Here is a 24,231-nt window from a genome sequence, read left to right as displayed (position 1 = left end):
GTGGATATTTTGGTCGATGTCGCGCCGCTTCGGATCTCGCTCGATTGGCGGTCGCTCGTTGAAGTTGCGGATGCTCGAATTTGTCGCGTGCCGCCCGAAAAAGCAGGCGTGGGCGGTATTCGGCAGAGGGTGGGTTAGGAGGATCCCGTGTCTGCATTGCCCAAAGCTCTTGACGAAGGCGTAACCACCGATCCTTGGAATCTTAGTCACGATGCGATGCTGTGCCGCCTTTGGCTGGCGGGATTGGGCCGGTCATCGATCGCCACCATGCTTTTCGAGCGCTTCGGTATCGTGCGGAGTCCGGCGTCAATCAGCACGCGGGCGACACGCCTGGGGCTCCCGCCGCGCGATTCGTCGAAATTGCAGGCACCCAAACTTCCGAAACCAACACCCGCCGATCACCTGCCGCCCCCGCCCGTGGAGCCCGTCGCCAAACTACGCAAATGTCTTGGACCGCAGTGTGGCAAGCATTTCTGGAGCGAACATGCGGGTATCCGTCTTTGCCCCACCTGCGCAGGCCGGGTTTCGGCATTGAATGACGGGATGACGACGATCACGCATCTGTCCGGCGCTTGGCGCATTGCCAAGCGGGCGGCCTTCTGAGCCTTGAATTGTCTTGAGCTTGCACCTTTTATATAGTATACTATATATATAATATACCTATAATGAGCTGAGCTGATGTCATCCCAGTCCCAGTCGCCCGCCGCCGAGTCCTCGGGGGCGGCTCAAACGGTTTTCACCCGCTATGAGTTCTACCGGGATGGATATCGCCGGGCGACACGGTTGAACATCGCCCTGGCCGCTGCCGTGGCGGTCAGTGTGTTCCTGGCTGCGGGATTGATTATCTGGAGACCCGAGCCTCGATATTTTCCAACTGGCGCCGGTTGCTCGTTGACGGAAATGGTGCCGCTGAACAAACCGAATCTCACGGACAACAGGATCCTCAATTTCGCGGTCGATGCCGTTACCCAAGCCCACACGGTGCGTCACGACACCTGGAGAGCTGATTACGAGCGGACTCGCCCATTTTTCACGGAAGCTGGTTGGAGAACGTTTTTGGAACTGTTGCAGAGTGGCGGCACGCTCGACTTTATTCGGAATGGCCGGGTGATTACCCGGGGGTTTCTGGCCGGCCAGCCTCCGGTCATCATCGAGCGCGGTGTCTCGCCCCAGACGGGCGTCTATACATGGGTCGTCCGCTTCCCCTTCAACGTTTCCTATGAGACCGCCTCGGCGACCAAGGTTCAGAGGATGCTCGCCAAGGTTACGATCGTGCGCATGAACACCTTGGAGAACCCCGAGGGGATCGGCATCGAATCGATGATTTCGCAAACCGCGGCGGAAACCGATCAATAGAAAGGGCTGTGTCGTGGCTTTGTCTTTCTCTTCCATAGCTGTCGCGGCCGGTCTGGCGTTGCTTTCCATGCTGTGGCCCGGCTGCGCGGTGGCGCAGGATACCGGCAAATCCCCGGCGTCGACCGACGCGGCTTCTCCGGCCGGTAACAACAGTAATGGCAATGCGGCGGGGCGGAACGCCGCCGGGAGCCCTCCGCCGGCTCTGCTGCCCATGCCACCGGATTTGCGAGGATCCGCCTATAAGGACGTGATCGACGAATCGATACCTTTGACCCCCCAGGAAATCCGCGAGTTCAAGAAGCGCACGAACGATCTGCAGCATGCCGCTGCGGCACCGGTGGTTCCGCTGAAACCTGTCTCCGGCGCGGTTTCCTTATCGTTCGACCCTGGTTCGCCGCCTCCCGAGATCAAGCTGGGAACGGGGCGGGTCACCTCGTTGGTGTTTTTCGACCGTTCCGGCGAACCCTGGCCTGTCGAGGCGATTAAACCCGGTGCGGCGGTCATAGAGGTCACCAAGGGAGGAGATCAAACTCACGACAGCAACATTATCAATGTCGTGTCGACGGTCCCGCAGCCCTATACCGATCTCTCCATCGTACTGAAGGGAGCTCCGGCACCGATCAAGATCGGGTTCGCTCCCGGGACCAATAGTTACCAGTCCAGCCTCAGCGTTCGTGTCAACGCGGCGGGAGTGAACGCCAAGCCGCCGATCATCACGACCACTCCGGCCGATTCGGTCGCTCCCGAGGAGGGAAGTCAGTTGTTGATGGCGGTGCTGACCGGAGTTCCCCCGGATGGCGCCCAACCGTTGACCGTCGAAGGCGGACCTGCCCAGGCATGGCGGATCAATGACCAGGTCTATCTGCGGACGACCTTGCCGGTCCTTTCTCCGGCCTGGATCGGCAGTGTGCGGACGGGCGAGATGGCGGCTTATCTGCTTGACGACACTCCCATCGTTCTGGTGTCTGCCGACGGTCAAGTCGTCTCGCTGAGAATCGGTCTCGATCCGGCCAATGAAATGGTGGCGAAGGTCATGGCTTCGCCAAAGAAAAGGAAAGACGGCCTGTGATTGCGAGCGGGGCTGGACGGAAGACGCGCCGACGGAGCCACATCAAGCCTTTGCCTAAGGTCGTGCCGGTCCCTGACAGGGCGGGACGGATCGTACATGGCAGCCTTTCGCTCCGTACCGCCAATCGGGTTGGCGAACTGCCCATGTGCCTGACCTCGGTGCCGGTCGATTATCCCTGTGGAGAACTGGAGAAGATATTCAGAAAAATGGCGACCGCACCTGGTGTCACCGTCGTTGACGGACGGCAACTGGTTGGAATGATTTCCCGCGAATACTTTGTGATGACCATACTTCGCCCGTATGGGCGGCAGCTTCATTTGTCCCGTTCGGTTGGCCATTTGCTGGGGCAGATCCGCTGGCCGCCGCTTGTCATTGATGAGCGCGTCGATATCGAGACGGCGGTGGGTATGGCCTTGTCACGCCGCCGCGAATGCGGCTACGACCCGGTGGTCGTCACTTTCGCCGATGGACAGTTCGGCGTGCTTAATATGCAGGTTCTGTTGAGTGCGCTGGCGGTTCTTTTCGAGGCCCGCAACGAGGAACTCCAGCAGGCGCAGGCAAGGCTGATCCAGACCGAGAAGATGGCTTCGCTGGGTGGATTGGTGGCCGGGATTGCTCATGAGATCAGTACGCCATTGGGAGTCCTATTGGGAACGGCGGGTCATTTCGCCGATCTGGTCCGCGAGATCGACGCCAAAATGACCGGTCAGGTCTTGCGGCGTCCCGATTTCGAACATTTTCTCAAAGATGCGGGGCAGGCGTCCCGTCTGATCGAGATGAATGCATCGCGTGCAGCTGATCTTGTCCAGAGTTTCAAGCAGGTGTCGGTCGATCAAGCCAGCGGGGAACGGAGGCAGTTCGATCTTCGGCGGACCATCTACGAGACCATGGTGGCGATGAGCCCGAAATGGAAGCGCCGTCCGGTCAAGATCTCGGCCCAGTGCCGGGCGAGCATCAGTTGCGATACCTATCCCGGGGCCCTGTCACAGATATTGACCAATCTTCTGTCCAACTCCCTGATGCATGGGTTCGATGGAAACCGTCCAGGAGCCATACAGATCGTCGCGGAATATGGCGAAGATGACTCCGTTCTGGTGACTTATTCCGACGACGGAAAGGGGATTCCTCAATCCCTTCAAACTCGTGTATTTGATCCATTTTTCACCACTAGACGCAACCGTGGCGGTACGGGACTGGGGCTGCATGTGGTCTACAACCTTGTTACCAAGGTATTGCGGGGTTCTCTCAACATGAGCAGCACCGAAAACAAGGGCGTCCAGTTCCAGATCATGTTTCCAAGACGGCTTCCCGGCGCGGCGACCAGGGCCATCGCGCCGGGTGCGTCGCGCGGTTGATTGGAGAGGAAGATCCAATGACACCCAGTCGTTCGTTGAAAGCTTGGCTGCTTCCCCCCCTGGCATTGCGGACGCTGTTGGCGGGCGGCCAAATACCCATGTCTTCGCTTCCGGAAAGCGTGCTGAAAGAGGTCTTCGGCCTCCCTGGCGTGGCGAATGAAATCCAGGGCAGGACAATTGCGAGCACACCGCAAATCCAGGCGGCCCTGCTGGCGGATCTGCACCCGGAACTGGTCAGTACGCCGCGCAATCCCGTTCGAAAACCGCGCGTTCCCCCGTCATCGACATGGGACGCGAAGGCTTACGAGACGATCAACACGCGTCCGCCACCGTTCTTCGATCCGGTCAGCGCTGCGATCGAGGACAAGTGGGTCGACATGCTGTTCTCTGCGATACTGCGGGGGGAAAAGATTCCCGAAGCGAACATGCAGCGCCTTCGCAGCAATCCGCGCTATCTTCGCCTGGTGGAGCAGAGCGATAGCGCTACCCTCTCTTCGGCCAAGCAGCAGTTGAGCGGAGTGTTGGGCAGTCTTGGGAAGTTCGGGCCGGACAATCTCAGCGACGCCGAAAAAAAGACGCTTGTCGATACGACGCGCCTGTTGAGCCAGATGGCTGAACGCGATGGATCCAAATGGGCCATGCAGGCTATCACTTTGGCAGAGGCTATGCGGGGCCTGCTCGAGAAATTCGACATTATCGAGCCGAGGCAACCCCTGGCCGAGGACTCCAACGAGGGATACGAGCCGCCAAGACCATAATCGGGTAGGTGATGATGGTGACTGGCCGACGATCCCATCGGCTCTGCGTCGAGTTGGATAGCTGCCGAATAGAAGGACCATAAATATGAGCAATAATAGCGATCTGCCGAATGACGCGGCCGCTTCGTCCGGTGACGATGTCCAGCTTCTCTGGGATGAACTTCCTGCCAACGCCCCAGTCTCTCCGGAGATGGCCGGCCTTGCCGAACCCTCCAGGGTGCCTTGGAGGGTTCTTGCGGTCGACGACGACCGGGACGTGCTGGAGCTGACACGCTTCGTGCTCGGCGGTTTCTGTTTCGAGGGCCGGTCCGTCGAATTGCTGTTCGCATCCTCGCGTCACGAGGCCGAGGCGATTCTGGCCGCGACCGGGGATATCGCGGTCATCCTGCTCGATGTCGTGATGGAAGAGGAGGATGCCGGCCTTAGGCTTGTTCGTTTCATTCGCGAGGAATTGGGCAACCAGGCTGTCCGGATCATCCTGCGCACGGGCTATCCGGGTTTGGTGCCCGAGCACAAGGTCATTTTCGATTACGACATCAACGATTATAAGGCCAAGACGGAATTGACGGCCCAGCGGCTGACCATGTCGCTAACCGTGGCTTTGCGTGGTTATCGCGATATCGTGCAGATTGAGGCCAATCGTCGTGGATTGGTGAAGGTGCTGGACGCCTCCTCCGCGCTGTTCGGTCATCGCATGATCGCGGACTTCGCCGTCGAGGCCGTTCACCGGATCGATGACCTGCTGCAGCTTGGAAACAACGGTGGAGCCATCCTTTGCTTAGGACGGTCGATGGGGGGAGGTGACGCGGATTATGTCGTGCTTTCCGCGTCCGGTTTGTTTGCCGCCAGCGCAGGGGAAACCGTTTCCGGCAGTGTGCCCCGGGACGTCGCCGACATCATCCGCAATGCGCATCGCCGGGATGCCGCTCTGCCATCCGATCGTTACCGGGTGTCCTACTTCGACTTCAGTCCCTACCAGGTCATTGTTTCTTATGTCCAATGGGAACGGCCTCTCTCCGAACTCGACCGCAATCTGCTGGAAATCTTGTGCGGTAAGATCGCCGTCGGATTGGCCAACGTCCACCTTCTCGAGCGCATGATAGGTCTCCAGAAGGGCGTGGTCTTCGCTCTGGCCAAGATCGCCGACTACAAGGGAATTTGCTCCGGCGGCCATCCATCGAATCTCGAGAGATTGGTCATGGCCTTGGTGCGTCGGCTGAGATCCAAGGGAATCTTCCCGGAGCTGGAACAGGATGATCTGGCGGGATGCATCGGATTTGCGTCGATCCTGCACGACATCGGAATGGTGTCCGTCAAAGACGCGATTCTGACCAAGAAAGAACCCTTATTACCGGACGAACGCGAGGAAATTCGGCTGCATACCACGATCGGCCGCGATATCCTGAATGAAGTCGCGCTGGCCATCGAAGGCCCGTCATACATGCAGATCGCCGCCGAGTGCGCGGAAAACCATCATGAGTGGTTTGATGGCGGAGGCTATCCCGCCGGTTTGGCCGGCGACGCCATTCCCTTGAGCGCGCGCATCGTGTCCGTCGTCGACGTCTTTACCGCCCTGACCGCTCCTCGGCATCATCGTCCCGCCTGGAAATCCGAACAGGCCATTCGTTATCTCAAGGAGATGAGTGGGAAACAATTCGACCCGAATATCGTCGGGGTGTTCCTCAACGTGCTGTCGGAGGCCAATACCATGGCGCCGTCCGACGACTTTACGCGTGCCTTGCTGCGATAGGAACCGATGGCCCTATCGTCCTCGTGGCATCGACCTCGGAGCTTATTTCAATCCATTACGATCGCCGTCTCGCAAACCGCCGGATTGCTCCAAAGTTCGCGATATGGTTCACAGAGTCCGGCAGTCCACCATATTTCAGGCTTTTCCCGACGCGGGAGGCTGGGTCTGCGGATTCACACTGTTTCCTTCCGATGATTGTGTCGCATCGGCGCCGGCCTCCGACGACGTTTCGGCGAGGCTGCCATCGGTCATGCCGCGGATTCCGCCGGCGCCCGTCGGAAGGTGCGTCGGATTCTTTTGCAGGAATTGCCGGCTGAGTTCCTGCACTTGCTTGGCCTTGCCGAGATCCATGAGCGAAACTCGTTGCATGCCGCCTGTAACCGTCTGCATTGCTTGGTTGGCGCCGCCAGAGGCGATAGCGCGGACACGTTCGGAGTGATGCTCGTCGCCGAGACCGTTGCCGCCGCTGACGATCGCCAGGACGCGATCGGGAATGATGTGGATAAGCTGGAAGCAGCGTTCCGCCAGGACGACCACCAGGACGACCATCATGATGACCATGGCGAGGATGCCGATAACGGCATGACCGCCACCGAATGCGCCGCGCATGGCTGCGGTAAAGGTGTCATGTACGATTTGCGCGCCGACCGTGATCATGGCCATGCCAAGCAGCATGCCCAGGATCATCAAGGCGGGACGGAACAAAAGGCTTAGCATCAAGAGATAACCTTTGCCGCCATGCTCGCCCGCCAAGCCTTCGCCTTCCATGCGGAGATGGGCGAAAGCCCACAAGGGAGCGGCAAGAATGGCTTCGGCAACCAGCACCAGATAGCCGAAGGCGGCGATCGTGAAAATAATGTAGGGCTGCATCGGAAAGACGTAGCTCAGCGTGGCGCCGGAGGCGAGAAGCAGCATGGCGATGCCGTTGAGCAATGGACCGAAGGCGCTGTCGAACATGGTTACCGCAGCCAGGGCTTCGGGACCGAAAGCCATGCCGCCGGCAAGCGCTCCCGCTTTGGCTGCAATCATTCCGAGGCCCACATCCTTCAACGTTTCCCCGAGGCCAATCAGAAATTGGATCGGATCCTTGCGCGCATTGTCATCGCCGGAGGGGTCGAAGTATTTCAGCAGACCGTCCATGCCGCCGCTCGTGGTCTCGCCGATCACGTCGTCAATATTGCTGCGGATGCGCGAGCCAGCGGTGACGCCGGTCAGGCCTCCGCCGCTCGAAGTCGTTTTCAACGGGTTGTGGTAGACGTCGCTGGCGCCGCGCAAGGAAGCCATGGCCCACCAGTTATCGGCCGCAGTCTGGATGGATTTGACCGTGCCGCTGGTCAGCCAGCCCTCCGCGCCCACATAGGTGGGCGCGCTGGTTTTCGGCAGAAAACTGGTCGCCTTCAGGAGTTGCTCGTTGAGCCGCACCATGAACATGTACCATGCGCCGGCCTCAACCCATCCGCCACGCTGAATGGCGGCTTCCAGCAAAGTCTGCCGCGCCGTGGTTTGCCCCGAGGCGCTGGAGACGGCCGACTGGACGGACGTGTTGACCTTGTCGGCATAGGCCTGCACCGCATTTTTGACCGTTGAGGATTTCGGGTCCGGCAGCGACTGCGTGCTGCTTGTGGCCGGATAGGACGCCACGACGATCTGCTGTGCCAAACTGTTCATAGACGTCATCAGCGTGTTGAGCGCCGTCGCATGGGCCGCCAGGATTCCGCTCGTTACGTCGGAGGTGCCGTCCGCGGTGTAGGATACCGCCCAGGCGGTGCTGACGCTGCCGCAGGTACTATTGTCAAAGCCGGAACTGCTGCTGGGTTGCCAAGTGATGACCTGCACTGGTGTCATACTGCCGCTGAACCAGGACTTGTTCATGCTGTTCGTGATCGTACCCGACTGAGATGAGCTGCTTTCGTAGGGTAGGGTCACTCCGGTCTGCTCGTATTGCGCGATGTAATTGAGCGTGTAGACACAGATATAGGAATCCAGGAGTCCTTTGGCCAGCGAATAGGGGGCGTCCAACTGGGGCGTTGCGAGCGGGATTTCGTCATTGATCATGACGTCGACGCTCTTGCTCCACAGAACATCGCCGAAACCGCTGCCGATCAGGGCTGCGTGCAGCATCAGCGATTGCACGATGGTGAAGCCACCACCCACCGGCATCAAGCCGACGCTACCGGACAGCAAACGAATCGGAGCCCACAGCGTCGACCAACGTTTGCCAAGAATTTCGCCTTCATGAGCGCTTTGGGCGACCGATGCCGTCATGTTGTAGAAGACATAGAGACTGGCGATGCCCATGACGCCGGCATTGAAATACCCCATGGCGGTGCCGAGGGCTGTGGTCGCCGTTCCTCCGGCCAACTGCCCGTAAATCATCTCCAGCCAGGTCTTCAGTGGCGTCGATGTCGCCGCCGTTTCGATGTCTTGCAACATCGTGCTGCTGCTCGTGTCGGCCAATGCCAATCCGGGGGCTAGCACGATGATTGCCAGGGCGACGATCGGAAGCGCGATGGCGAAGGATTTGTTTTGAGGCATCACGACCAGCGGCGTTCGCCGCCTCCCTGTTCGCGGAGGTGATAAATAGTTACGGTAGCCATTCGGATGGGGTGCTCAGCCATTCGTGCCAGCCGCCGAGACGACGTTTGCGGATTTGCCAGTGGCGGAAGGCGGCCGTCGCCGCCAAAGCCAACATTGGAAGCGCCGCGCAAGGGGAGATAAGGGCGAAGACGAAGTCGGATATTGTGGAGGCCAACAACAGCATGCGGATGGCCCAGGCGACGAGAACAACCGCGACCAGCAGACTCATCCAGGCTTGCACCAGCAGTTCGCGGCGCTTCTTTTCAAGGTCCCCAGCGGAAATCCCAATGCGCCTCATCTCTTGATCAAAATCGATGAAATCGGAGTCTCGTCGGGGTTGGTGCGGTCGCGGCGGCGCGGTGATCGTCTTGCCGAGCTGACCGGTCCACTTGGCCATGCCGATGATCGCCGGGACCGCGGCTAAGCGTCCGGCATAGCGAACGGTCCCCCGACCGATGGACTTCACGCGCTTGCCGAAAGATCGGCTTGTTGCCGCCTCGTCATTTCCGTCCGCAGGCGGAGAGGGGGACTCGTTGCCGCTGCTCACGGGAGGGGATCCTTTCAACCGATCCGGAAAGAATCCGGTCGCATGCCGCGGTACGGGTCAAGCCAGGTATTGGTATACTGATCGACCTGGGAAACCGGGTCCTGCGCTGGTGTCGCCTCGTCCCTGGCATCGGCATAGCTATGCGCGTAATGAACGGCTTCGCCCATGACTTGGTTGATCTGTCCAAGCATTTCGGCGCTCTGCCCACCGAACAAGGCCGGCAGGACGGCTCCGGTCAGGTCGGCGTCTTTGGATTCATCTTCCGTTTTGGCGCGTGGAAGCCTGTTCCCAAACGAGTTGAGCGCCAATGTGGGCAGGGTGATTTGATTGTTCATAATGACCTCTCTTGTTGTAGTGTATGATATATACGATGCGCTATCAATCTGAAAAGGAATCCATCCGTTGGTGGGGGAGGGAAAAATCTCTCGTGTTGTTTTTTCTGCAACTGCTCGTATCCTCCTGCCCGCTAAGTGCTTGTTGATAAATTACCGAATCAACGGACACTAAGCCCGAGTGGCGCCTGAGCCCGCCGTAGCGAAGCGTAGGCGTCATATGGAATCTTAGGATTTGGAGCGATAATTTCGCGACAAGCCCTAAGGGTCAAGCAGTGGGAGCGGAATGAAGTGGAGTGCGAACTTTTAACCGATCCTGGCGGGGGGTGGCTGGAAGTTCCAATGGAACATCTGTCCTTGGAGGCTATGTCCATTTTGAAGGGGACCGGTGACCACCGGATGTCCCCGTCATGCGCTTATGTCGACAACGAGATCATTGGCGATGCGTTCGTCACGCGCTTCGATGTCAGGATCTTGCGGCACCGTCATTTTCATGACCGGTGCCCGGTTCGCGACATGTTGCCGTTCGATGAGCGGCTGGCGAAGGGCGGGTTCGATGGTGCCTCGGTCACACTGCAGGATGGAAGGGCGGGGCGTGTGTTGACGACCGCCTCGGTTTCCTTCGAGGGGGAGATCAGGCCGACCTTGTGTTATGTCCTTTCCATTCCCGATCGGGGTGGAGGGGATCCTGGCATCCTGTCAATTCCCGTGACCGAAGCCCGCCGACATATTTTGTCGATTTCGCCTTGTCCGGACGGGGGAGTCGAAAATACGGTCGATCTTTCGGATAGGCTGGACTCGTCTCCCAAGCCAAGCCATTGACAGCATGTTTGCGTTGATGCGAATAATGGTGTAATAAATACAAATATCACCTTTTAGGGTTTTGTCCGTGCCGAATTTGAGTGCAGAGGCGTTGCAATCGTGGTGGGACGCCAAGCCGTCCATACTGCAATCCGTCGTTTGCCGGGAGGAAGCGCTGGAGCCGTGGCCGATTGAAGCTCCCGAGGCGATGGATTTGACGGTTCGTTTGGGACGCCGCCTGGACGACGTGGCGGCTATCGATCCGGCCTTCCTCGAGTTGCCCGATAATGTCGAGCGGTTGAGACTTGTCCTGGCTTATCTGAAAGCCGGCCAGCGTTTGCGCTGTCTCCATTGGCTGGCCGCGAAACGGGAAAAACTATTCCGCCTCGTCCTCGGTGGAGCGGACAGTCCCACCGGCACAGTGGCGGAACATGATCTCCAGTCGGCCCGCGCCTTGCGGGCCTCGCTTGGTCTGTTGCGCCGTCACGGCGTGTTGCAGCAGATGTTTTCGCCGGCCAGGGTCAGCCTGGTGCTCGAAATGATTTCCAGCACGGAGTAGGGGCGACATGTCCATCCTGCGTCGCATCGTTCTTGTCAGCGCACTCGCAAGCCTGCCTTGCAGCGCGTTCGCCTATGTCGATTGCTCTACGATCAGCCAAGCGGTCGCCACCCGACAGCAGCAGGCGACCGCTGCCGCGGTCAACAAGCGCAAGGTCTCCATGCCGCCTTCGGTCAAGACGTTAGGCTGCTTGAATGGACTGTTGAATGCGTCATTCGGCATATTTGGCGTGTTCGACGTCAGTCAGCTCGTCCAGGCATTGGAACAGGCGGCCTGCACGGCGGCTCAGAGCGAGATCAACACTTTTTTGAACTCGACGCTGAGCTACGCGCAGCTCTCGAGCCTGGGCAATCCGACAAGCGTGATCAATTCGATCCTCAGCAGTTCGGGTGTATCGACAAGCACCAGTTCGGTGACGCTCTCGTCGTCGGGTTCCTCATCCACGTCCAGCAGCAACTCGTCTTCCACCTCCACGTCTTCAACCAGTTCGACGTCTTCGACATCGTCCTCGTCCGGCAGCCTGCTGCAAACGCTTCAGGGACTGTTCCAATGAGGCGGGCCTTTACATAATCGGTGGGCGAACGATGACCTTTCGCGTTCTTTCCCTTGATGGCGGCGGCGTATGGTCGCTCATCCAGGTCAAGGCCCTGATAGCTTTGTACGGTGAAAACACCACCGGCCACAGAGTGCTCCGGGATTTCGATCTGGTGGCCGCCAATTCGGGCGGTAGCCTTGTTCTCGGCGCACTGGCGGAGGATTTGTCCCTGAAACAGGTGCTCGCGCTGTTTCAAGACGAGGAAACGCGTCGAAACCTGTTTTCGCCGACAAGCAAGATTACCGACACCTTGCTGCGCCGGCTGACTGGTTTGGGCGCGAAATACAGTGCCGCTCATAAGCTTGAAGCTATTGGGGAACTTCTGCCGAATTGCGGGGGCAAGACACTTGCCGAGGCGGGGGCGGATATTCGTGGTCCGTCGGGCGATCCAATTCGTATGCTGATCGTCGCGTTCGACTATGATCGACGCCGAGCCACTTTTTTCCGGTCGGCCAGGACCGAAGGGCCGAACTGGGGGGATGGTGCGGCGGCGTCGATCACGCTGGCCCAGGCGATTCATGCGTCGACCAATGCGCCATTTACCTATTTCGACGCGCCGGCCGAATTTCCCGGCCGAGCCGACCGCTATTGGGATGGGGCCATGGCCGGATGCAACAACCCGCTTTTGGCCGCTTTGACCGAAGCGGCGACACTCGATCAAAATCTTTCGGATGTCAGAGTTCTGAGTTTGGGAACCGGAAGCGTCAAATTGCCTCTCGCTGGCGCCGACAAGGAGACGTCCCCGCTGTTTCTTCGCCGGCGCCATCCCGGGTTGGCCAATGATCTTCGATTGGTCGCCACCAGCATTCTCGATGACCCGCCGGATGCCGCGACATTCATCGCCCACGCCCTGACCGGGGGCGGAAAAGGTTTGGAAATGCCCGCTGTCAGCCGCATCGTCCGGATGAGCCCGATGATTCAACCGGTCAGGGATGCCGCGGGCGTGTGGTCGCCGCCAGGCGGGGTGACCCTGAAACAATTCGAAGCCTTGACCCGCATCGACATGGATGCGCTGGAGCAATGGCAGGTCGAGATGATTTCCGGATATTGCGATCTTTGGCTGGCGGGAAAGGTTCCCAATCAACCCATCCGGGCCAACGGCGATACCTTGGCCGCGGAGGTTGGCTATGGCGATTTTCCCTCTGCGCAAAACGTTTGGCGGGGAGTCCTGGAGGCGGGAATGGAAAGCGGCCCCGGGCACGCCCCGATCGGCGGAGCCCCCGTCCGACAGATTGAGGAAGGGCTTTCAGTGCATGCCGCCGGAATGGCGCCGAACGCCTGAGCGTTGAGGGCCGACAGGCTGGAGCGCTTTTGAAATCAGGAGACATGATGACGAATCCTGCCGTTATAGAGGCACAATCGTCGGGGACGACGGCGCCTCTACAAAACATCGAACCCGGTACATCCGCGGGTTCGATTTCCAGGGGCGTTGATGCTGCCGGTCTGACAACGACCCGCGCGACCACGGCTCGGCATAAGGCGTCGTGGCTTTATTCCGACTATGAAATCGCCCTTTCGGAAACGCTGTCTCAGCCGCTTCCGCCGCTTCGCTGCGGGCAACCGGTCAATCTCGAAAAGAGCCCCGATCCATTGGCGCGTCAACAGAAGCAGGAATCTCTGCGGCGACTGGCCGCCGTTTCGATGACCAACTGGCCTGATTTCGCGTTCGATATGGTCGAGCAGGTCGAGATCCTGCAAATGCGTAAACAGAAAAATCCTGCCTCTCTGGTCAAGTTGTCGGTGGCTGGTGGTGGCGAGGTCTGGCACGATCCCAATGCCGGAGTATTTACCGCCAGCAAAAAAAACCTAACGGACTCCGTTCAGGTGATGGTGGCCGCTGCACGCTCCAAAGGCTGGAATACTATTGAGATCGCTGCGGGCGACGAGAAATTCAAGCAAGCGGTATGGTTGGAAGCGCAGCGCCAAGGGGTTTCCTTGACCGGTTACACGCCAAGCCGGGATCTGGTCGGAGCTTTTGCGCGTGAAAGCCAGTCGGCACGTCTTGATGCGTTGCGTCTCGCGGTAAGGGAACCCTATGCCACGGATGCGGCGGCCCGGGAGCGTTGTCGGAGCGGTTTGGCCCCCTGGATTGTCAGCGAACCCGCCGACGCAGCGGTTTGTCCGGACCGGATGGAGATCTTGCGGGAGGCCGATCCGCAACTGGCCGATTCTGTGGCTCAGACAGTTTCTGCCCTGTCTGCAGGAAAGCCCGGGGCGGCCATCGTCGCGAGACGTTTGGAAGCGATGCGGGAGACGACTGCTCCACACCCCGAGGACTGCCCATCGCCGATGCGGCCGGGCGGCCCCTGACTTTAAGGCAGCCTGTTGTCGCCAGGGATGGGCGCAGCCTCGGAAGACGCCGTCACTTCGGTCGCACCCGTTGTCGATTCCGCGTGATATGCGGGATCGACGAGTTCGTTCATGAGCGAAGCTCCTCGTGCGTTGGCGAAAGTTTCGGCCTTCATGTCATATCGTTGCGGGGTGACCTGGCCCAGTTTGGGAACGTCGATGACAGTTGCTTTTTCCGGTTCTTGGAGTGTGACCGTGCCGACATTCTGACCATTGTTTCCCGATTTTTTCGTCCCTTGTCCCTGGCCCGTGCCGCCGCTTGACGAATTATTCGAGCTACCCAGGGCGCCGCTCAATCCGGTCTGCGTCTGTTGACCCAGTGGCGAGGTGAGAGTCGGTGATGAAACCGATTGGGCCGCCGCTGGCAGCGAGATGAAAAAGAGGCCAAATAGAGCCGGTCCGAAGCCGCGCATGAGAAATGCCTTTCAGTATATAACGGTGTAATGTATATATATTGCGCTAGTTTAATCAATCTGATTCGCCATCGGACGGGTCAAATCGGGCGAGGCTTGAGCATGCGTCCTGCCGACCAAGAGGCTGATTTCATCGAGGTCACGAGATTGGAGGTGGCGACCGGACGCATGATGCAGCGCATGGGCGGATTGCTTTCCGTCCAAGGCCTGGACATGACGCCGGCCGAAGCGGCCAGCCGGTCCGGATTGCTCTCGGCGTTCTGTCTCGAGGCCATCTCCTTGTGGAGTCGCATGGGGGGGTGGACGGTAGCCCCGCGTCTGGCCGCCGATGGCGACGGCATGATGGGGGTGACTATGCTCGCTCCGCCGAAACTCCCGTCGAGCGTCCTGCTTCTTTGTCTCTATCAGGTGATTTCCGATCTGCCGGTCAAAAACGGCGCGATGGTCGTCGATGGGCTGATCGACAAGTGGTATCCGCTTCTGCCTCTTAACAATGAGCCGGCGACGTCGTCGACCGCCCAGCCGCCGCGTTAAAGCAGAAGGGAGGGCTCGATGAGTATCGTCGCAGCGGCCTTCATTTCCTGCATGAACGTGGCCGCGCTCATGTATGACCTGCCCGAGCCGATCCTGTGGAGTATCGCGCAGGTCGAAGGAGGGCAGGTGGGCAGCGTGGTTCGGAACGCCAACAACACCGTCGATCTCGGCATCATGCAAATCAACAGTTCGAATCTTCCCGATCTCGAGGCGTTCTATGGAGTGGACAGGCGGTTGCTGGCGACCAGGCTGGTCCATGACGGCTGCTTCAATATCAAGATGGGGGCTTGGCTGCTGAAAAGACGGATGGTCGAGGCTCACGATTTTTGGGTGGGAGTTGGCTGGTATCATTCCCATACCCCTCCCTTGGCGATCGATTACATCCGGAAAGTCAGCCAAGCGGCTGTTCGTCTGTATGGAGATGGGGTGTTCCAGCGACCCGGCGCGGCAATGAATAGGCTGCATTCGGAAGAGGAGACGCCCTGATGGCCTATCCCGCTCCCGGTGGGGTTCCTGCGTCAAGCAATGATTCCGGCATGGGGATGCTGCTGGCGTTCTTGGTAATCGGCGGCTTGGCCTGGGCCGTCTGGCATTTCGGCCACGGCCTGATCGTCAGGGCGGCCTTTGCCGTATGGAATGCCGAAGCTTGGGCATGGTCGCCATTCACTCAGCGGTTTGGCGACTTGGAAATATGGATGAATCAGATCTCTCCGGACGACGTCGATTTCCAGGCGTTTGGCGAAGTCGCCGCGGATTTCGGCCGGATGACTCGTTGGCCGGCCGCCGCATTGCTGATCGCGATGGCCTTGCGGGTTTACATCATGTCGCCGGAAAAGAAATTCCACGGCCAGCTCTCCCTGGAAAGTCTCATTCGCTGGCAGGTGAAGGTCTGGCCGGCCATTGCGCCGATCATCGACGACAATCCCATCAAGGAGGATGAGGATTGGAAGCGTGCGGTGAAAGCGGGAAAGCCTTTTTTGCGGCGCTGGGCCCCTCCTCTGCGGCCCGAGGAATGGCTTGTGGAGAACAAGCTTGGCGCCACCTTGGCGACGCTCGACGCTCGAGCCCTCGACGCGGCTTTCGCGGCGCAGCTCAAAGTGTTGTGGGAAGGGCCGGACCATCTGCCGGACCATCTCAAGGCCATTTACGCCGCCTGTATCCTGAAAGCTCGCGGGAAAAAAGGGCGGAATGGCCGGGTTGACGAAGCCAGCGAGTTCCTCGGGGAGTTATCGGTCCTGTGGGCCGAAGCCGGACGGAAACGCGGGATGGCTGGCGCCTTGCGCGCCCATCCCTGGCACCGGTCATCCCTGGCGTTCAAAACGATGGCCCATAAAGTCCTATTGGGAAGCGCGCTGTTGCTGGCTCTCGACTTGAAGGCCGCGATCCGTACCTGGCGAGGGCTGGCAAGTCGCCCGAGGCCGCTAATGAGGCGGATCGAGGCGATCATTGCCGATCACAAGGATCCTTTCCACCAGCAGGCCATGGGGGTTGCCGCCAAACATGCCTACGTCGAGACGGCGATGATTGCCGTTTATCGCTGGGCGAAGGATCGCGGCGGTGTCATGCCATCATCAGAGTTTCTGTGGCTGCGCCTCGCCGACAAGCCAATGTTCTGGATCCTCAATTGCGATGGTCGAAATACTCCCTTTGCCGAATGCGCGGGGGTGTATGCGCATTTCCTGGGCGAGGCGGCCCTCGGACGGCCGATTTTGACGCCGATGGTCGAAGAAGCCTCGATCGGTCTCAGGAACTATCTCAACCCTTGAAGGATACCCTATGTCCAATAAGGCCAGTCTTCCTCGTGCCATCCGACGCAACGGAGACGTTTTGTTGCAACTGAGCCAGGGCTTGCTTTGGGTCCGTCGCCAGGATTGTCTGGCGTTCGTGTCCGACGACGGGCCTGACGATTATTCCGGGGGCTGGCTGGTCCGGCAGTCGGCACGGTCGCACGAACCCGATGAACGCATCGCGGTAACTAGCCGAGAGGAGGCACAGGCGGCCCTGACGGCCGTATGGCAGGCGTTTCGCTGGACCATCAGGCGCTCGGCCTTCATTCGCGGCATCGTGGCGGGGTGGGTTTCCCTGATTATCGTCCTGGCGGTCCTCTCGCCGTTGGGAGGACGCCATCAGATGGTGGCGGCCAAGGATCCTGCCGGGCGGGATATGGCCTTGCGGGTTCCCATTCCTGCCCCCCCTGCGGCGGCGCCGTCATCGGTTCCCCCACCGTCGTCGTTGGCGCCCTCCGGACAGCCGGGCGGCGCCATCGATCGGATGAATTAGTCGGAGGACCGTTCGATGGTCGAAGCGGCTCGGAAAAGAGTCCGTGGAATTGACTACCACACCGAACAACGGGTTGGCGGCGCGCCGCGCCGCGACCCGCGGGCGCTCGGCCAGAAGATCCGCGACTCCATCCGGCTGACCGATACGGCCTGCGCTATCCTGGTCGGGGCGGGGTTCGTCGGCATCGTATTTCCCGGCATGACCGACGCCATGCTGGTCTGTGGGATCCTATTCTATCTTTGGTGGCGAAGTCTCAAGGTGGGGCTTTTGTTGCACCTGCCGGCAGGCTACGCCGATCGTGATCCGCTGAACGCCAGGGACGGGCAGTCGCCCGATCCGCCCGCCGGCATCCAGTTTTTGGGCGTCGACCGGATGACCGGCGAACATCTATGGGATTCGAATTCGAGTTGCCGGACACATACGCTGATCGCCGGGACCACCGGTTCGGGCAAGACCGAGATGCAACTCGGGATGGCGTTCAACTCGCTGGTGTGGGGGTCCGGCTATCTGTACATCGATGGGAAGGGCGACGTGGCCTTGTTCGGGAAAGCCTATGCGATGGCCCGACGCATGGGGCGCGATCATGACCTGCTGATTCTCAATTATATGATCGGGTCCGGCAAGGTCATGTCCAATACGACCAATCCGTTCGCTCAGGGCAGCGCGGCTACGCTGACGCAGATGATCGTCAGCCTGATGTCCGACGCCGGGTCCGACGCCATGTGGAAAGACCGTGCGATTTCATTGATTTCCGTGCATATGGCGATCTTGTGCGACCTGCGCGACCAGGACCTTTTGCTGCTCAATGTCGATGTGATCCGAAAGCTTCTGCCGCTCGACAAGCTGATCGATCTCTATTACGAGCGGCCGATCCTTCTGCCGGGAAAATCTGGAAGTTGTTCGCCCGAAGATCTGACATCCGTTTATCTGCCGAGATACAATATATCGCCGAGACATAAAGATGCTTTGATGAATTATTTAGTATCTATTCCCGGTTTCAATTTTGCAAAGGCGGAAAAGGGCGATACACAGTCGAATTCTACACTAGATCAGCATGGCTTTCTGTTCATGCAGTTTTCGAGAATCATGCAATCCCTTGCCGATACTTACAGTGCCATATTCTCGACGCCTATGGGCGAGGTTGATTTTCAGGATATAGTCCTCAATCGAAGAATCGCCCTTGGTTTGCTGCCCGCATTGGAGAATTCTGAAGACGAGGTTGCCAATTTAGGAAAAATCATGGTGAGTCAATTGAAGGCCATGATGGGTAATACGTTAATTTCGAAGCACGGAATTGAAGGTGAGTACAGGGATATTATAGAGCTTCGTCCAACCACTAATAATTCCCCCTATGTCGTGTTTTTCGACGAGGTTGGGTATTATTGCGTGCCAGGCATGGATGTCATGGCGGCGCAGGGGCGCTCCCTGGGGTTCGCGTTGAACTTCGGCATCCAGGACGTGCCGGCCATGAAAAAACGTTCGGACAAGATCGCCGATTCGATCATTGCCAACTGCACTCGCAAGATCTTCGGCAAGATCGAAGATCCCGGAGCGACCTGGGAGATACTGCTCAAGTCGGCCGGCGAAGGGCATCTCTTCGAAGCGGCCAACTTCTCTTCGGACCCGACCGAAATGACGATCAATTACATGGATCGTCGTGATGCCAGCTATTCCCGTCGCAGCCGCGTCGACATCAACGATGTCCGGCAGCAGCGAGAGGGCGAGGTTCATATCATCATCGGCAACAAGCTCATCCACGCCAAGATGTTATATCTGGCCGAACTCGACAGGATGAAGCCGGATCTGCGTTACAACCGCTTCCTGAAAGTTCGGAGCCCTCAGGGCGGGACCGCCCAGGCAATGGAGGAGCAGATCCAGGCCGTCGTTTCCCGTTTCGGCTCCTCGCAAACACGTCCTGGACGCGATGCCGAGGGCAATTTTCTCGGTCTTGTCGATGACGAGGCGCGGATCATCGCCTATTTCATCAATACGACGAAGCGGGCGCCGGATGGACGTGCCGTACCGATCGTCTATCGGACTTGTGCGGCCCTTATCGGTGTCGCGGAACAGGGCGGGGAATGGTACGAACCCCTTCTTCCGCCCTATCAGGCCGAAGAGCCGGTCGCCATGGCGGCTCCGGACGACGCCGATGGCAACGATGCCTCGCCGGGCCCGGTCGCCGACAGTTCTTCCGAGAGCGAGCCGCCATGGTCGGAATTCCAGGAACAGCGGGCCCGCGAGCAGGTCGACGCGGAAGCGGACCGGCAACTGGCCGTCGATGCGTTTTATGGCGATACAACGACGATGCCGGTGCCGGAACAGCCGGCTGGATCCGACGTATTGCCGCTGGGAACTGTCGCCGAGACCGAGTCGGTAAAGGGAGGGTTGTCGCTTATCGATCAAGCGCTGCCAGTGTCCGGTCAAGAGGCGAACGCCCTGGATCACGTCAAAAGCGTGCTCGATTATCCGGAAGAGCCGACGTTGCCCGTCAATGCGCCGGGACCGCACAAAGCCTTGGCCAGTCTCGTCGCGACGCTCGACGAACGGGTCGACAGGGAGGGGGCGGATGAATGACGCCGGGGGGTCGGAAGTTCCTTGCGGTTTCGTAAGGTGGTTGGGGCGGCGTGTGGCCGCCGGCGACGTCGACCTCTGTCGCGGCGTGGGGGCCAACATTGCCGTGAGGTGCCGTCCCGCCATGGGCCAGCGCTTCGTGTTTGGAAGCCTTTCCGGGGAGCCCTTCGTCGGAATGCAGCCTCCCGATCTGGCCGGCATTGCCTCGATGCGGTGGTCGGCTTCCATGGTGAATCGCAAGGAATTGGTGTTGATCGCCGATCCGATGTCGCCGGCGGGAATAGGCCGGCTTCCCGGAGCGGCTCCGGCCCTGCTCCTGCATCTGCCGCTACTGACGCCGCATGTCCGGCGGATTTTCGTTCGTCACGAACAGGCGACGCGGTTGGCCATTCGGATCGTGACCGTTGACGAAGACGGGGCGTTCCAGGGGGTGTCGAAGCAAGCGGCCTTGAATTTGGCGTTACATGTCCAATTGGAGTAGCCGGTTCGGCAAGGGATGCCAAGGCGGCGCCCATCCGTCCCGGTATTCGCCTATCGTTTGGAACCGCCCTGAGTCCGGCGCTTTCGGGATTTCTCTACTATCGCTTCGCACATCCCCCGGCCTCAGGCGTAGGCACAGTCCCAGGGCGTATCCGTCACCGCAATCCAAGGAGAGGGAGCAACAGCCGAAGCTGCTCCGAGGTGATTTTCGATCGCCCGATGCAAGAATTCGATGAGTCCCGGGTCGATATGGTGAGGAACCGTGGCCAATAGGCGTTGGATGTCCTCGACGGTTGCGTTCAATCCCAACTGGTCGAGTTCCTGCGTCCAATCCCAGATTCGCTGTTCCGCGTCCGTGTCCGTTTCGACGCCGCGGCGCTCAGGTGTCATATAAACCACAGTGCTTTCATCAGGATCGTACATGCCCAACCTCTTGCGATATTTGTCGAAACGGGGCGGATTCAATGGCCGAATTGGCGACTGGGAATCCGCGTCTGGAAAAAACGGTACGGTGAGAGGCTGAAAACGCGACCAAGGTTTTTTGAGACATTTTAGTGTCAGTTTTCCCCGGCGATCATGCTCTTTCACTCGGCGGTTGGCAGGTGACAGCCGCACCATTTCGCAATGCTTCTCAAGTGATAATATGGTGTTTTAAATATATAATGTGCTATATTAATGCGTCATATCTTGAGTTTCGTACCAGCAGGGCGCCGCATGATTAAAACTAACGCGTTGGACCGTTTCATCGAGAGCCTGGGCAATTCCTTTTCGCGTTTTTTTAAGGCTGATATCGCGTCGATGATCCGTCTGGAATCGACCGAGGGGTCCCACGCCCTGATCACCAAGGAAGGATCCCTCGTCACTATTCTCCGCGTCGATGGGACGCCCAATCTGATCACCGATCAGGAAGCCGAGGTTCTCGCCGTCGAGGCCAGTCAGTTTTTCGCTTCATTCCTGCAGAAAACCGGCCATGCCATTCAGGTCTATTTCGAGCGGGATCCGGACCGGGCCGCCGACGAAATCAAATGGAACATCGAAAAGGCGCGTTCGGTCGCTTCGGCGGCCAATCTGGACATCGACGATATCCTGGTGGAGCGGGCGAAGATCCTGCCCAACCATACCTATTACGAGCGCCTTTACATGGTCTTATGGAGCCGTCCAGCCTTGATGTCGAAGGACGAGGCGAAAATTCAGAACAAACGGCTGCGCGAAGACGTCAAAGGCATGCCGCCGCTGCCCGACGGTCAGGACCCATTTTGTGTCGTCGAAGGCTTAAAGGCCCGTCATGAGGCCTTCGTCAAAGCCATCCAGGCCACGCTGTCACGTCTTTATATCAATTCCTACATTCTGGAGCGTCATGACGCGCTGCGTGCAGTGCGCGATACTCTTTATCCCTCCCGCCCAAGTCACCGCTGGCGGCCATTCCTTCCCGGCGACCGGCATCGGGTGCGGCTTTCGTCACCGGATTTGGCGGCCAATATCCGCAAGCAGACCACGTTTCTCGCCGCGGAGCGCCGGGATCTGGAGCAAAAAAGAAAACGCAAGCAGTTGACCGAGGCGGAATACGGTTCACGCAAACAGGACCTCGATGAGGCCGAGCGGCGGATTATTCATAAATACGATTTCTCCGACGTTCTCTGGCCTAGCCTGGCCAGTCAGCTTCTCCTTGGCGACGCCGAACGGCTGGATCGCGATACCGTCCGAATCGGAGATACGATTTTCGGTTGCGTCGATCTCGTTCTGGCGCCTGAAAACCCTCGTCCGCTGTCGACCTTGATGGACACCTTGTCGCGTTCGGATCAGCCGATGCCCTGGCGCGTCTCATTTCTTATCGAAGGAGACGGGCTTCGGATCAACGTGATGAACCGCATGCTGGCGTCCCTTCTGACTTTCGCCAGTTCCGACAACAAGAAGATCAAGCGTTCTTTCGAGGAACTTCAGGCGCTCAATCTCGACAATGGGACGATCGTTTCCCTGAGGGCGTCCTTTGCCACGTGGGGGCCGGCGTCGTCTCCGGACATTGTCCGGTCGCGTCTGCTTTACCTTCAGCGAGCCGTGGAAGGGTGGGGAAACTGTGGAGCTAATTCCATTGTCGGCGACCCGCTCGAAGGTGTGTTGAGTTCGGCTTTGGCTATCCATTGCGGGTCGACCGCTCCCGCCGCCGCGGCGCCCATAGACGAGGCCTTCCGCCTTTTGCCTTGGGGACGACCCGACAGCCCCTGGGACTATGGGTCGATACTGTTTCGTTCCCATGACGGTAAGCTGTGGCCCTACTCACCGGGGTCAAGCAAGCAGACGGCTTGGATCGACCTGGTTTGCGGCGTCAGCGGACGCGGCAAGTCGGTGCTTCTCAATTCGCTCAACCTGGCCTGCTGCATCGAAGCCCAGCAATCGGGGGGGCGCCTGCCGCGTATTTCGATTATCGACATCGGCCGTTCGTCGGAGGGCTTCATCAATCTGTTGCAAGAGGCATTGCCGGCCGAACGGCAGCACGAAGTCATCTATCACCGTCTGATCATGGCCGAGAGCGATGCCATCAACCCGTTCGACACGCAACTCGGCATGCGCAAGCCGTTGCCGCTCGAACGGGAATTCCTGATCAATTTTCTGACCTTGCTGTCCACGCCTGAGGGCAAGGACGAGCCATTCACTGGCATGTCCGGTCTGATGGGAATGGCGATCAATGAAGCCTACCGCCTCAAGTCGGACGCGGGCGAATCCGGCAGTGCGCCCAACCCCTACGTCAGGAAGGTCGACGTCATGATCGACGAGGCCTTGGGCGAAAGCGACATCGTTCTGCCCGAGGCCCCATTGTGGTGGGATGTGGTCGATCTGCTGTTCGAGCGGGGGCTTTATTATTTGGCCAGCCGTGCCCAGCGCTACGCGATGCCGACCATCAACGATCTCTCGTCGGCGATCCGGACGCCGAACATTCGCAGCATGTACGAAAACACCCGTGTGGTGGCGACGGATGAGCCGATCATTGAGGCTGCCAATCGCGTCATTTCCGAGGCGGTGCAGAAGTGGCCGCTGCTGGCGCATCCGACCAAACTCGATCTCAGTCAGGCGCGGGTCATTTCCCTCGATCTCGACAATGTGGCGAAAGGACACGGAGCCTCGGGCACCCGGCAAACCGCGATGGTCTACATGCTTGCCGCCCACATGCTTACGCGCGACATGTTCCTGGGTCGCGACATGCTGCCCGAGATACCCCAGAAATATGCAGCCTATCATGAGAAGCGGTTTCAGGAGTTGTCTGAAACCCGAAAGCGAGTGGTCTTCGACGAATTCCACCGTACCGCCGGGGCTCCGGGTACGCGGGCGCAAGTTGTGGTTTTCGAGCGCGAGGGGCGTAAATATCAGGTCCAAATCACTTTGGCCAGTCAGGCGCTCGACGACTTCGGCAAGGAAAATCTCGAGCATGCCACGGGGGTTTGGATTCTTGGCGTCAACGAAATCGATGTCGACAGGGTCATCGAAACCTTCAATCTATCTCCCGCCACCCGGCCGATCCTGCGATATCACCTGAACGGACCCGTTCCGGGATGGGGCTCGCCGATGATCTGCAAGCTCAGCATGAAGAGTGGGCCGCAGGAGCAGATGGTCGTCAATGCGGTCGGTCCCATCGAATTGTGGGCTTTTTCGACGACGGTCGAGGATGCGGCCTTGCGCGAGCGCATTTACAAGCGGGTGGGGCCCAAGCGAGGACGCCAGTTATTGGCAAAGGAATTTCCGGGGGGCTCCGCCGCAAAGGAAATCGAGCGGCGCCGCATGCAAACGGCCGCGAATCTCAGTTTTTCGGACGCCACTCAAAATGTCATCGATCAAATGGCGGACGAGATGGTCAGGCGGGCATAAGGGGCCATCGCGTTTTCATCCCTCGAACGTCGAGCGGTTCCTCGGTG

At 59.2% G+C, this 24,231-nt stretch carries 23 protein-coding genes; 18 read left to right on the top strand and 5 right to left on the bottom strand.

Annotated elements, in window-relative coordinates; all coding sequences use genetic code 11:
- The first annotated feature begins 147 nt into the window (after positions 1-147).
- From CWS72_RS24105 to CWS72_RS24080, 6 genes are all read left to right on the top strand, one after another.
- A complete protein-coding gene (locus tag CWS72_RS24105; protein ID WP_146002868.1) occupies positions 148-603 on the top strand; it encodes a hypothetical protein in 456 nt (151 codons plus the stop codon).
- A gap of 75 nt (positions 604-678) precedes the next feature.
- On the top strand, positions 679-1,356 hold the full coding sequence (locus CWS72_RS24100; protein WP_101253214.1) for a DotI/IcmL/TraM family protein: 678 nt from the start codon (positions 679-681) through the stop codon (positions 1,354-1,356).
- Positions 1,357-1,369: 13 nt separating this feature from the next.
- The gene (locus tag CWS72_RS24095) at positions 1,370-2,425 is read left to right on the top strand and encodes a DotH/IcmK family type IV secretion protein (protein ID WP_146002867.1); all 1,056 of its coding nucleotides are present in this window, start codon (positions 1,370-1,372) and stop codon (positions 2,423-2,425) included.
- Between the two features lie 317 nt (positions 2,426-2,742).
- Positions 2,743-3,780, top strand: a complete 1,038-nt coding sequence (locus CWS72_RS24090) for a sensor histidine kinase (RefSeq protein ID WP_158240804.1) — start codon at positions 2,743-2,745, stop codon at positions 3,778-3,780.
- 17 nt (positions 3,781-3,797) lie between these two features.
- Entirely contained in the window at positions 3,798-4,538 is a 741-nt protein-coding gene (locus CWS72_RS24085; RefSeq protein ID WP_146002865.1) for a hypothetical protein, read from the top strand.
- 85 nt (positions 4,539-4,623) lie between these two features.
- Positions 4,624-6,288, top strand: coding sequence for a response regulator (locus CWS72_RS24080; protein ID WP_101253210.1), 1,665 nt, complete (start codon positions 4,624-4,626; stop codon positions 6,286-6,288).
- Between the two features lie 135 nt (positions 6,289-6,423).
- Here the strand turns inward: CWS72_RS24080 and CWS72_RS24075 are convergent, their stop codons facing one another.
- Genes CWS72_RS24075 through CWS72_RS24065 form a run of 3 tightly spaced genes read right to left on the bottom strand, consistent with a single transcriptional unit; the run spans position 6,424 to position 9,747 of the window.
- Positions 6,424-8,823 carry a DotA/TraY family protein gene (locus CWS72_RS24075; RefSeq protein ID WP_101253209.1) on the bottom strand — a complete coding sequence of 800 codons (2,400 nt, stop codon included), beginning with the start codon at positions 8,821-8,823 and terminating at the stop codon, positions 6,424-6,426.
- A gap of 49 nt (positions 8,824-8,872) precedes the next feature.
- A complete protein-coding gene (locus CWS72_RS24070) occupies positions 8,873-9,412 on the bottom strand; it encodes a hypothetical protein (protein ID WP_146002864.1) in 540 nt (179 codons plus the stop codon).
- Positions 9,413-9,426: 14 nt separating this feature from the next.
- The gene (locus CWS72_RS24065) at positions 9,427-9,747 is read right to left on the bottom strand and encodes a hypothetical protein (RefSeq protein WP_101253207.1); all 321 of its coding nucleotides are present in this window, start codon (positions 9,745-9,747) and stop codon (positions 9,427-9,429) included.
- Positions 9,748-10,086: 339 nt separating this feature from the next.
- On the opposite strand from CWS72_RS24065, the gene CWS72_RS24060 reads away from it, so the two are divergent.
- From CWS72_RS24060 to CWS72_RS24040, 5 genes are all read left to right on the top strand, one after another.
- Positions 10,087-10,566 carry a hypothetical protein gene (locus CWS72_RS24060; protein ID WP_101253206.1) on the top strand — a complete coding sequence of 160 codons (480 nt, stop codon included), beginning with the start codon at positions 10,087-10,089 and terminating at the stop codon, positions 10,564-10,566.
- A 67-nt stretch (positions 10,567-10,633) separates the two neighbouring features.
- The gene (gene icmW, locus CWS72_RS24055) at positions 10,634-11,104 is read left to right on the top strand and encodes a type IVB secretion system protein IcmW (protein WP_146002862.1); all 471 of its coding nucleotides are present in this window, start codon (positions 10,634-10,636) and stop codon (positions 11,102-11,104) included.
- Between the two features lie 7 nt (positions 11,105-11,111).
- Positions 11,112-11,657, top strand: a complete 546-nt coding sequence (locus tag CWS72_RS24050) for a hypothetical protein (protein ID WP_101253204.1) — start codon at positions 11,112-11,114, stop codon at positions 11,655-11,657.
- Positions 11,658-11,688: 31 nt separating this feature from the next.
- Positions 11,689-12,981: a patatin-like phospholipase family protein gene (locus CWS72_RS24045; protein WP_101253203.1), complete on the top strand. Its 1,293-nt coding sequence runs from the start codon at positions 11,689-11,691 to the stop codon at positions 12,979-12,981.
- A 44-nt stretch (positions 12,982-13,025) separates the two neighbouring features.
- Positions 13,026-14,009: an LPD7 domain-containing protein gene (locus tag CWS72_RS24040; protein WP_101253202.1), complete on the top strand. Its 984-nt coding sequence runs from the start codon at positions 13,026-13,028 to the stop codon at positions 14,007-14,009.
- Positions 14,010-14,011: 2 nt separating this feature from the next.
- On the opposite strand, the gene CWS72_RS24035 is transcribed toward CWS72_RS24040, so the two are convergent.
- Positions 14,012-14,461: a hypothetical protein gene (locus CWS72_RS24035; protein WP_101253201.1), complete on the bottom strand. Its 450-nt coding sequence runs from the start codon at positions 14,459-14,461 to the stop codon at positions 14,012-14,014.
- 102 nt (positions 14,462-14,563) lie between these two features.
- Between CWS72_RS24035 and CWS72_RS24030 the strand changes: the two genes are divergently transcribed.
- The 6 genes from CWS72_RS24030 to CWS72_RS24005 all read left to right on the top strand — a co-directional run bounded on the left by CWS72_RS24030 (position 14,564) and on the right by CWS72_RS24005 (position 20,327).
- Positions 14,564-14,995 carry a hypothetical protein gene (locus CWS72_RS24030; RefSeq protein ID WP_101253200.1) on the top strand — a complete coding sequence of 144 codons (432 nt, stop codon included), beginning with the start codon at positions 14,564-14,566 and terminating at the stop codon, positions 14,993-14,995.
- An 18-nt stretch (positions 14,996-15,013) separates the two neighbouring features.
- Entirely contained in the window at positions 15,014-15,481 is a 468-nt protein-coding gene (locus tag CWS72_RS24025; RefSeq protein WP_241911873.1) for a lytic transglycosylase domain-containing protein, read from the top strand.
- On the top strand, positions 15,481-16,761 hold the full coding sequence (locus CWS72_RS24020) for a secretion/conjugation apparatus DotM-related subunit (protein ID WP_146002861.1): 1,281 nt from the start codon (positions 15,481-15,483) through the stop codon (positions 16,759-16,761). Before CWS72_RS24025 ends, CWS72_RS24020 begins: the two co-directional genes overlap by 1 nt.
- A 10-nt stretch (positions 16,762-16,771) precedes the next feature.
- The gene (locus tag CWS72_RS24015; protein ID WP_101253197.1) at positions 16,772-17,275 is read left to right on the top strand and encodes a hypothetical protein; all 504 of its coding nucleotides are present in this window, start codon (positions 16,772-16,774) and stop codon (positions 17,273-17,275) included.
- 267 nt (positions 17,276-17,542) lie between these two features.
- Positions 17,543-19,849, top strand: coding sequence for a type IV secretory system conjugative DNA transfer family protein (locus CWS72_RS24010; protein WP_158240803.1), 2,307 nt, complete (start codon positions 17,543-17,545; stop codon positions 19,847-19,849).
- Entirely contained in the window at positions 19,842-20,327 is a 486-nt protein-coding gene (locus CWS72_RS24005) for a hypothetical protein (RefSeq protein ID WP_146002860.1), read from the top strand. The genes CWS72_RS24010 and CWS72_RS24005 overlap by 8 nt, the downstream gene beginning before the upstream one ends.
- 122 nt (positions 20,328-20,449) lie before the next feature.
- Here CWS72_RS24005 and CWS72_RS27545 read toward each other — a convergent pair whose 3' ends face one another.
- Positions 20,450-20,944 (bottom strand): hypothetical protein, encoded by a 495-nt coding sequence (locus tag CWS72_RS27545; protein WP_146002859.1) that lies wholly within the window; start codon positions 20,942-20,944, stop codon positions 20,450-20,452.
- Between the two features lie 96 nt (positions 20,945-21,040).
- On the opposite strand from CWS72_RS27545, the gene CWS72_RS23995 reads away from it, so the two are divergent.
- Entirely contained in the window at positions 21,041-24,184 is a 3,144-nt protein-coding gene (locus CWS72_RS23995; RefSeq protein WP_146002858.1) for a type IV secretion protein IcmB, read from the top strand.
- Positions 24,185-24,231: the final 47 nt, after the last annotated feature.

Origin of the sequence: Telmatospirillum siberiense (assembly GCF_002845745.1) — a bacterium.
GTDB lineage: Bacteria > Pseudomonadota > Alphaproteobacteria > Rhodospirillales > Magnetospirillaceae > Telmatospirillum > Telmatospirillum siberiense.
Note: the sequence above shows the minus strand (reverse complement) of the source record. Positions and strands in the feature narration are given on the sequence as shown.

Bases quoted from the DNA above. Each gene is read 5' to 3' on its own strand.
- CWS72_RS24100 (WP_101253214.1), top strand. From the start codon at position 679: ATGTCATCCCAGTCCCAGTCGCCCGCCGCCGAGTCCTCGGGGGCGGCT.
- CWS72_RS24085 (WP_146002865.1), top strand. From the start codon at position 3,798: ATGACACCCAGTCGTTCGTTGAAAGCTTGGCTGCTTCCCCCCCTGGCA.
- CWS72_RS24080 (WP_101253210.1), top strand. From the start codon at position 4,624: ATGAGCAATAATAGCGATCTGCCGAATGACGCGGCCGCTTCGTCCGGT.
- CWS72_RS24075 (WP_101253209.1), bottom strand. From the start codon at position 8,823: ATGCCTCAAAACAAATCCTTCGCCATCGCGCTTCCGATCGTCGCCCTG.
- CWS72_RS24065 (WP_101253207.1), bottom strand. From the start codon at position 9,747: ATGAACAATCAAATCACCCTGCCCACATTGGCGCTCAACTCGTTTGGG.
- CWS72_RS24060 (WP_101253206.1), top strand. From the start codon at position 10,087: ATGGAACATCTGTCCTTGGAGGCTATGTCCATTTTGAAGGGGACCGGT.
- CWS72_RS24050 (WP_101253204.1), top strand. From the start codon at position 11,112: ATGTCCATCCTGCGTCGCATCGTTCTTGTCAGCGCACTCGCAAGCCTG.
- CWS72_RS24045 (WP_101253203.1), top strand. From the start codon at position 11,689: ATGACCTTTCGCGTTCTTTCCCTTGATGGCGGCGGCGTATGGTCGCTC.
- CWS72_RS24040 (WP_101253202.1), top strand. From the start codon at position 13,026: ATGATGACGAATCCTGCCGTTATAGAGGCACAATCGTCGGGGACGACG.
- CWS72_RS24035 (WP_101253201.1), bottom strand. From the start codon at position 14,461: ATGCGCGGCTTCGGACCGGCTCTATTTGGCCTCTTTTTCATCTCGCTG.
- CWS72_RS24030 (WP_101253200.1), top strand. From the start codon at position 14,564: ATGCGTCCTGCCGACCAAGAGGCTGATTTCATCGAGGTCACGAGATTG.
- CWS72_RS24025 (WP_241911873.1), top strand. From the start codon at position 15,014: ATGAGTATCGTCGCAGCGGCCTTCATTTCCTGCATGAACGTGGCCGCG.
- CWS72_RS24020 (WP_146002861.1), top strand. From the start codon at position 15,481: ATGGCCTATCCCGCTCCCGGTGGGGTTCCTGCGTCAAGCAATGATTCC.
- CWS72_RS24015 (WP_101253197.1), top strand. From the start codon at position 16,772: ATGTCCAATAAGGCCAGTCTTCCTCGTGCCATCCGACGCAACGGAGAC.
- CWS72_RS24005 (WP_146002860.1), top strand. From the start codon at position 19,842: ATGAATGACGCCGGGGGGTCGGAAGTTCCTTGCGGTTTCGTAAGGTGG.
- CWS72_RS27545 (WP_146002859.1), bottom strand. From the start codon at position 20,944: ATGGTGCGGCTGTCACCTGCCAACCGCCGAGTGAAAGAGCATGATCGC.
- CWS72_RS23995 (WP_146002858.1), top strand. From the start codon at position 21,041: ATGATTAAAACTAACGCGTTGGACCGTTTCATCGAGAGCCTGGGCAAT.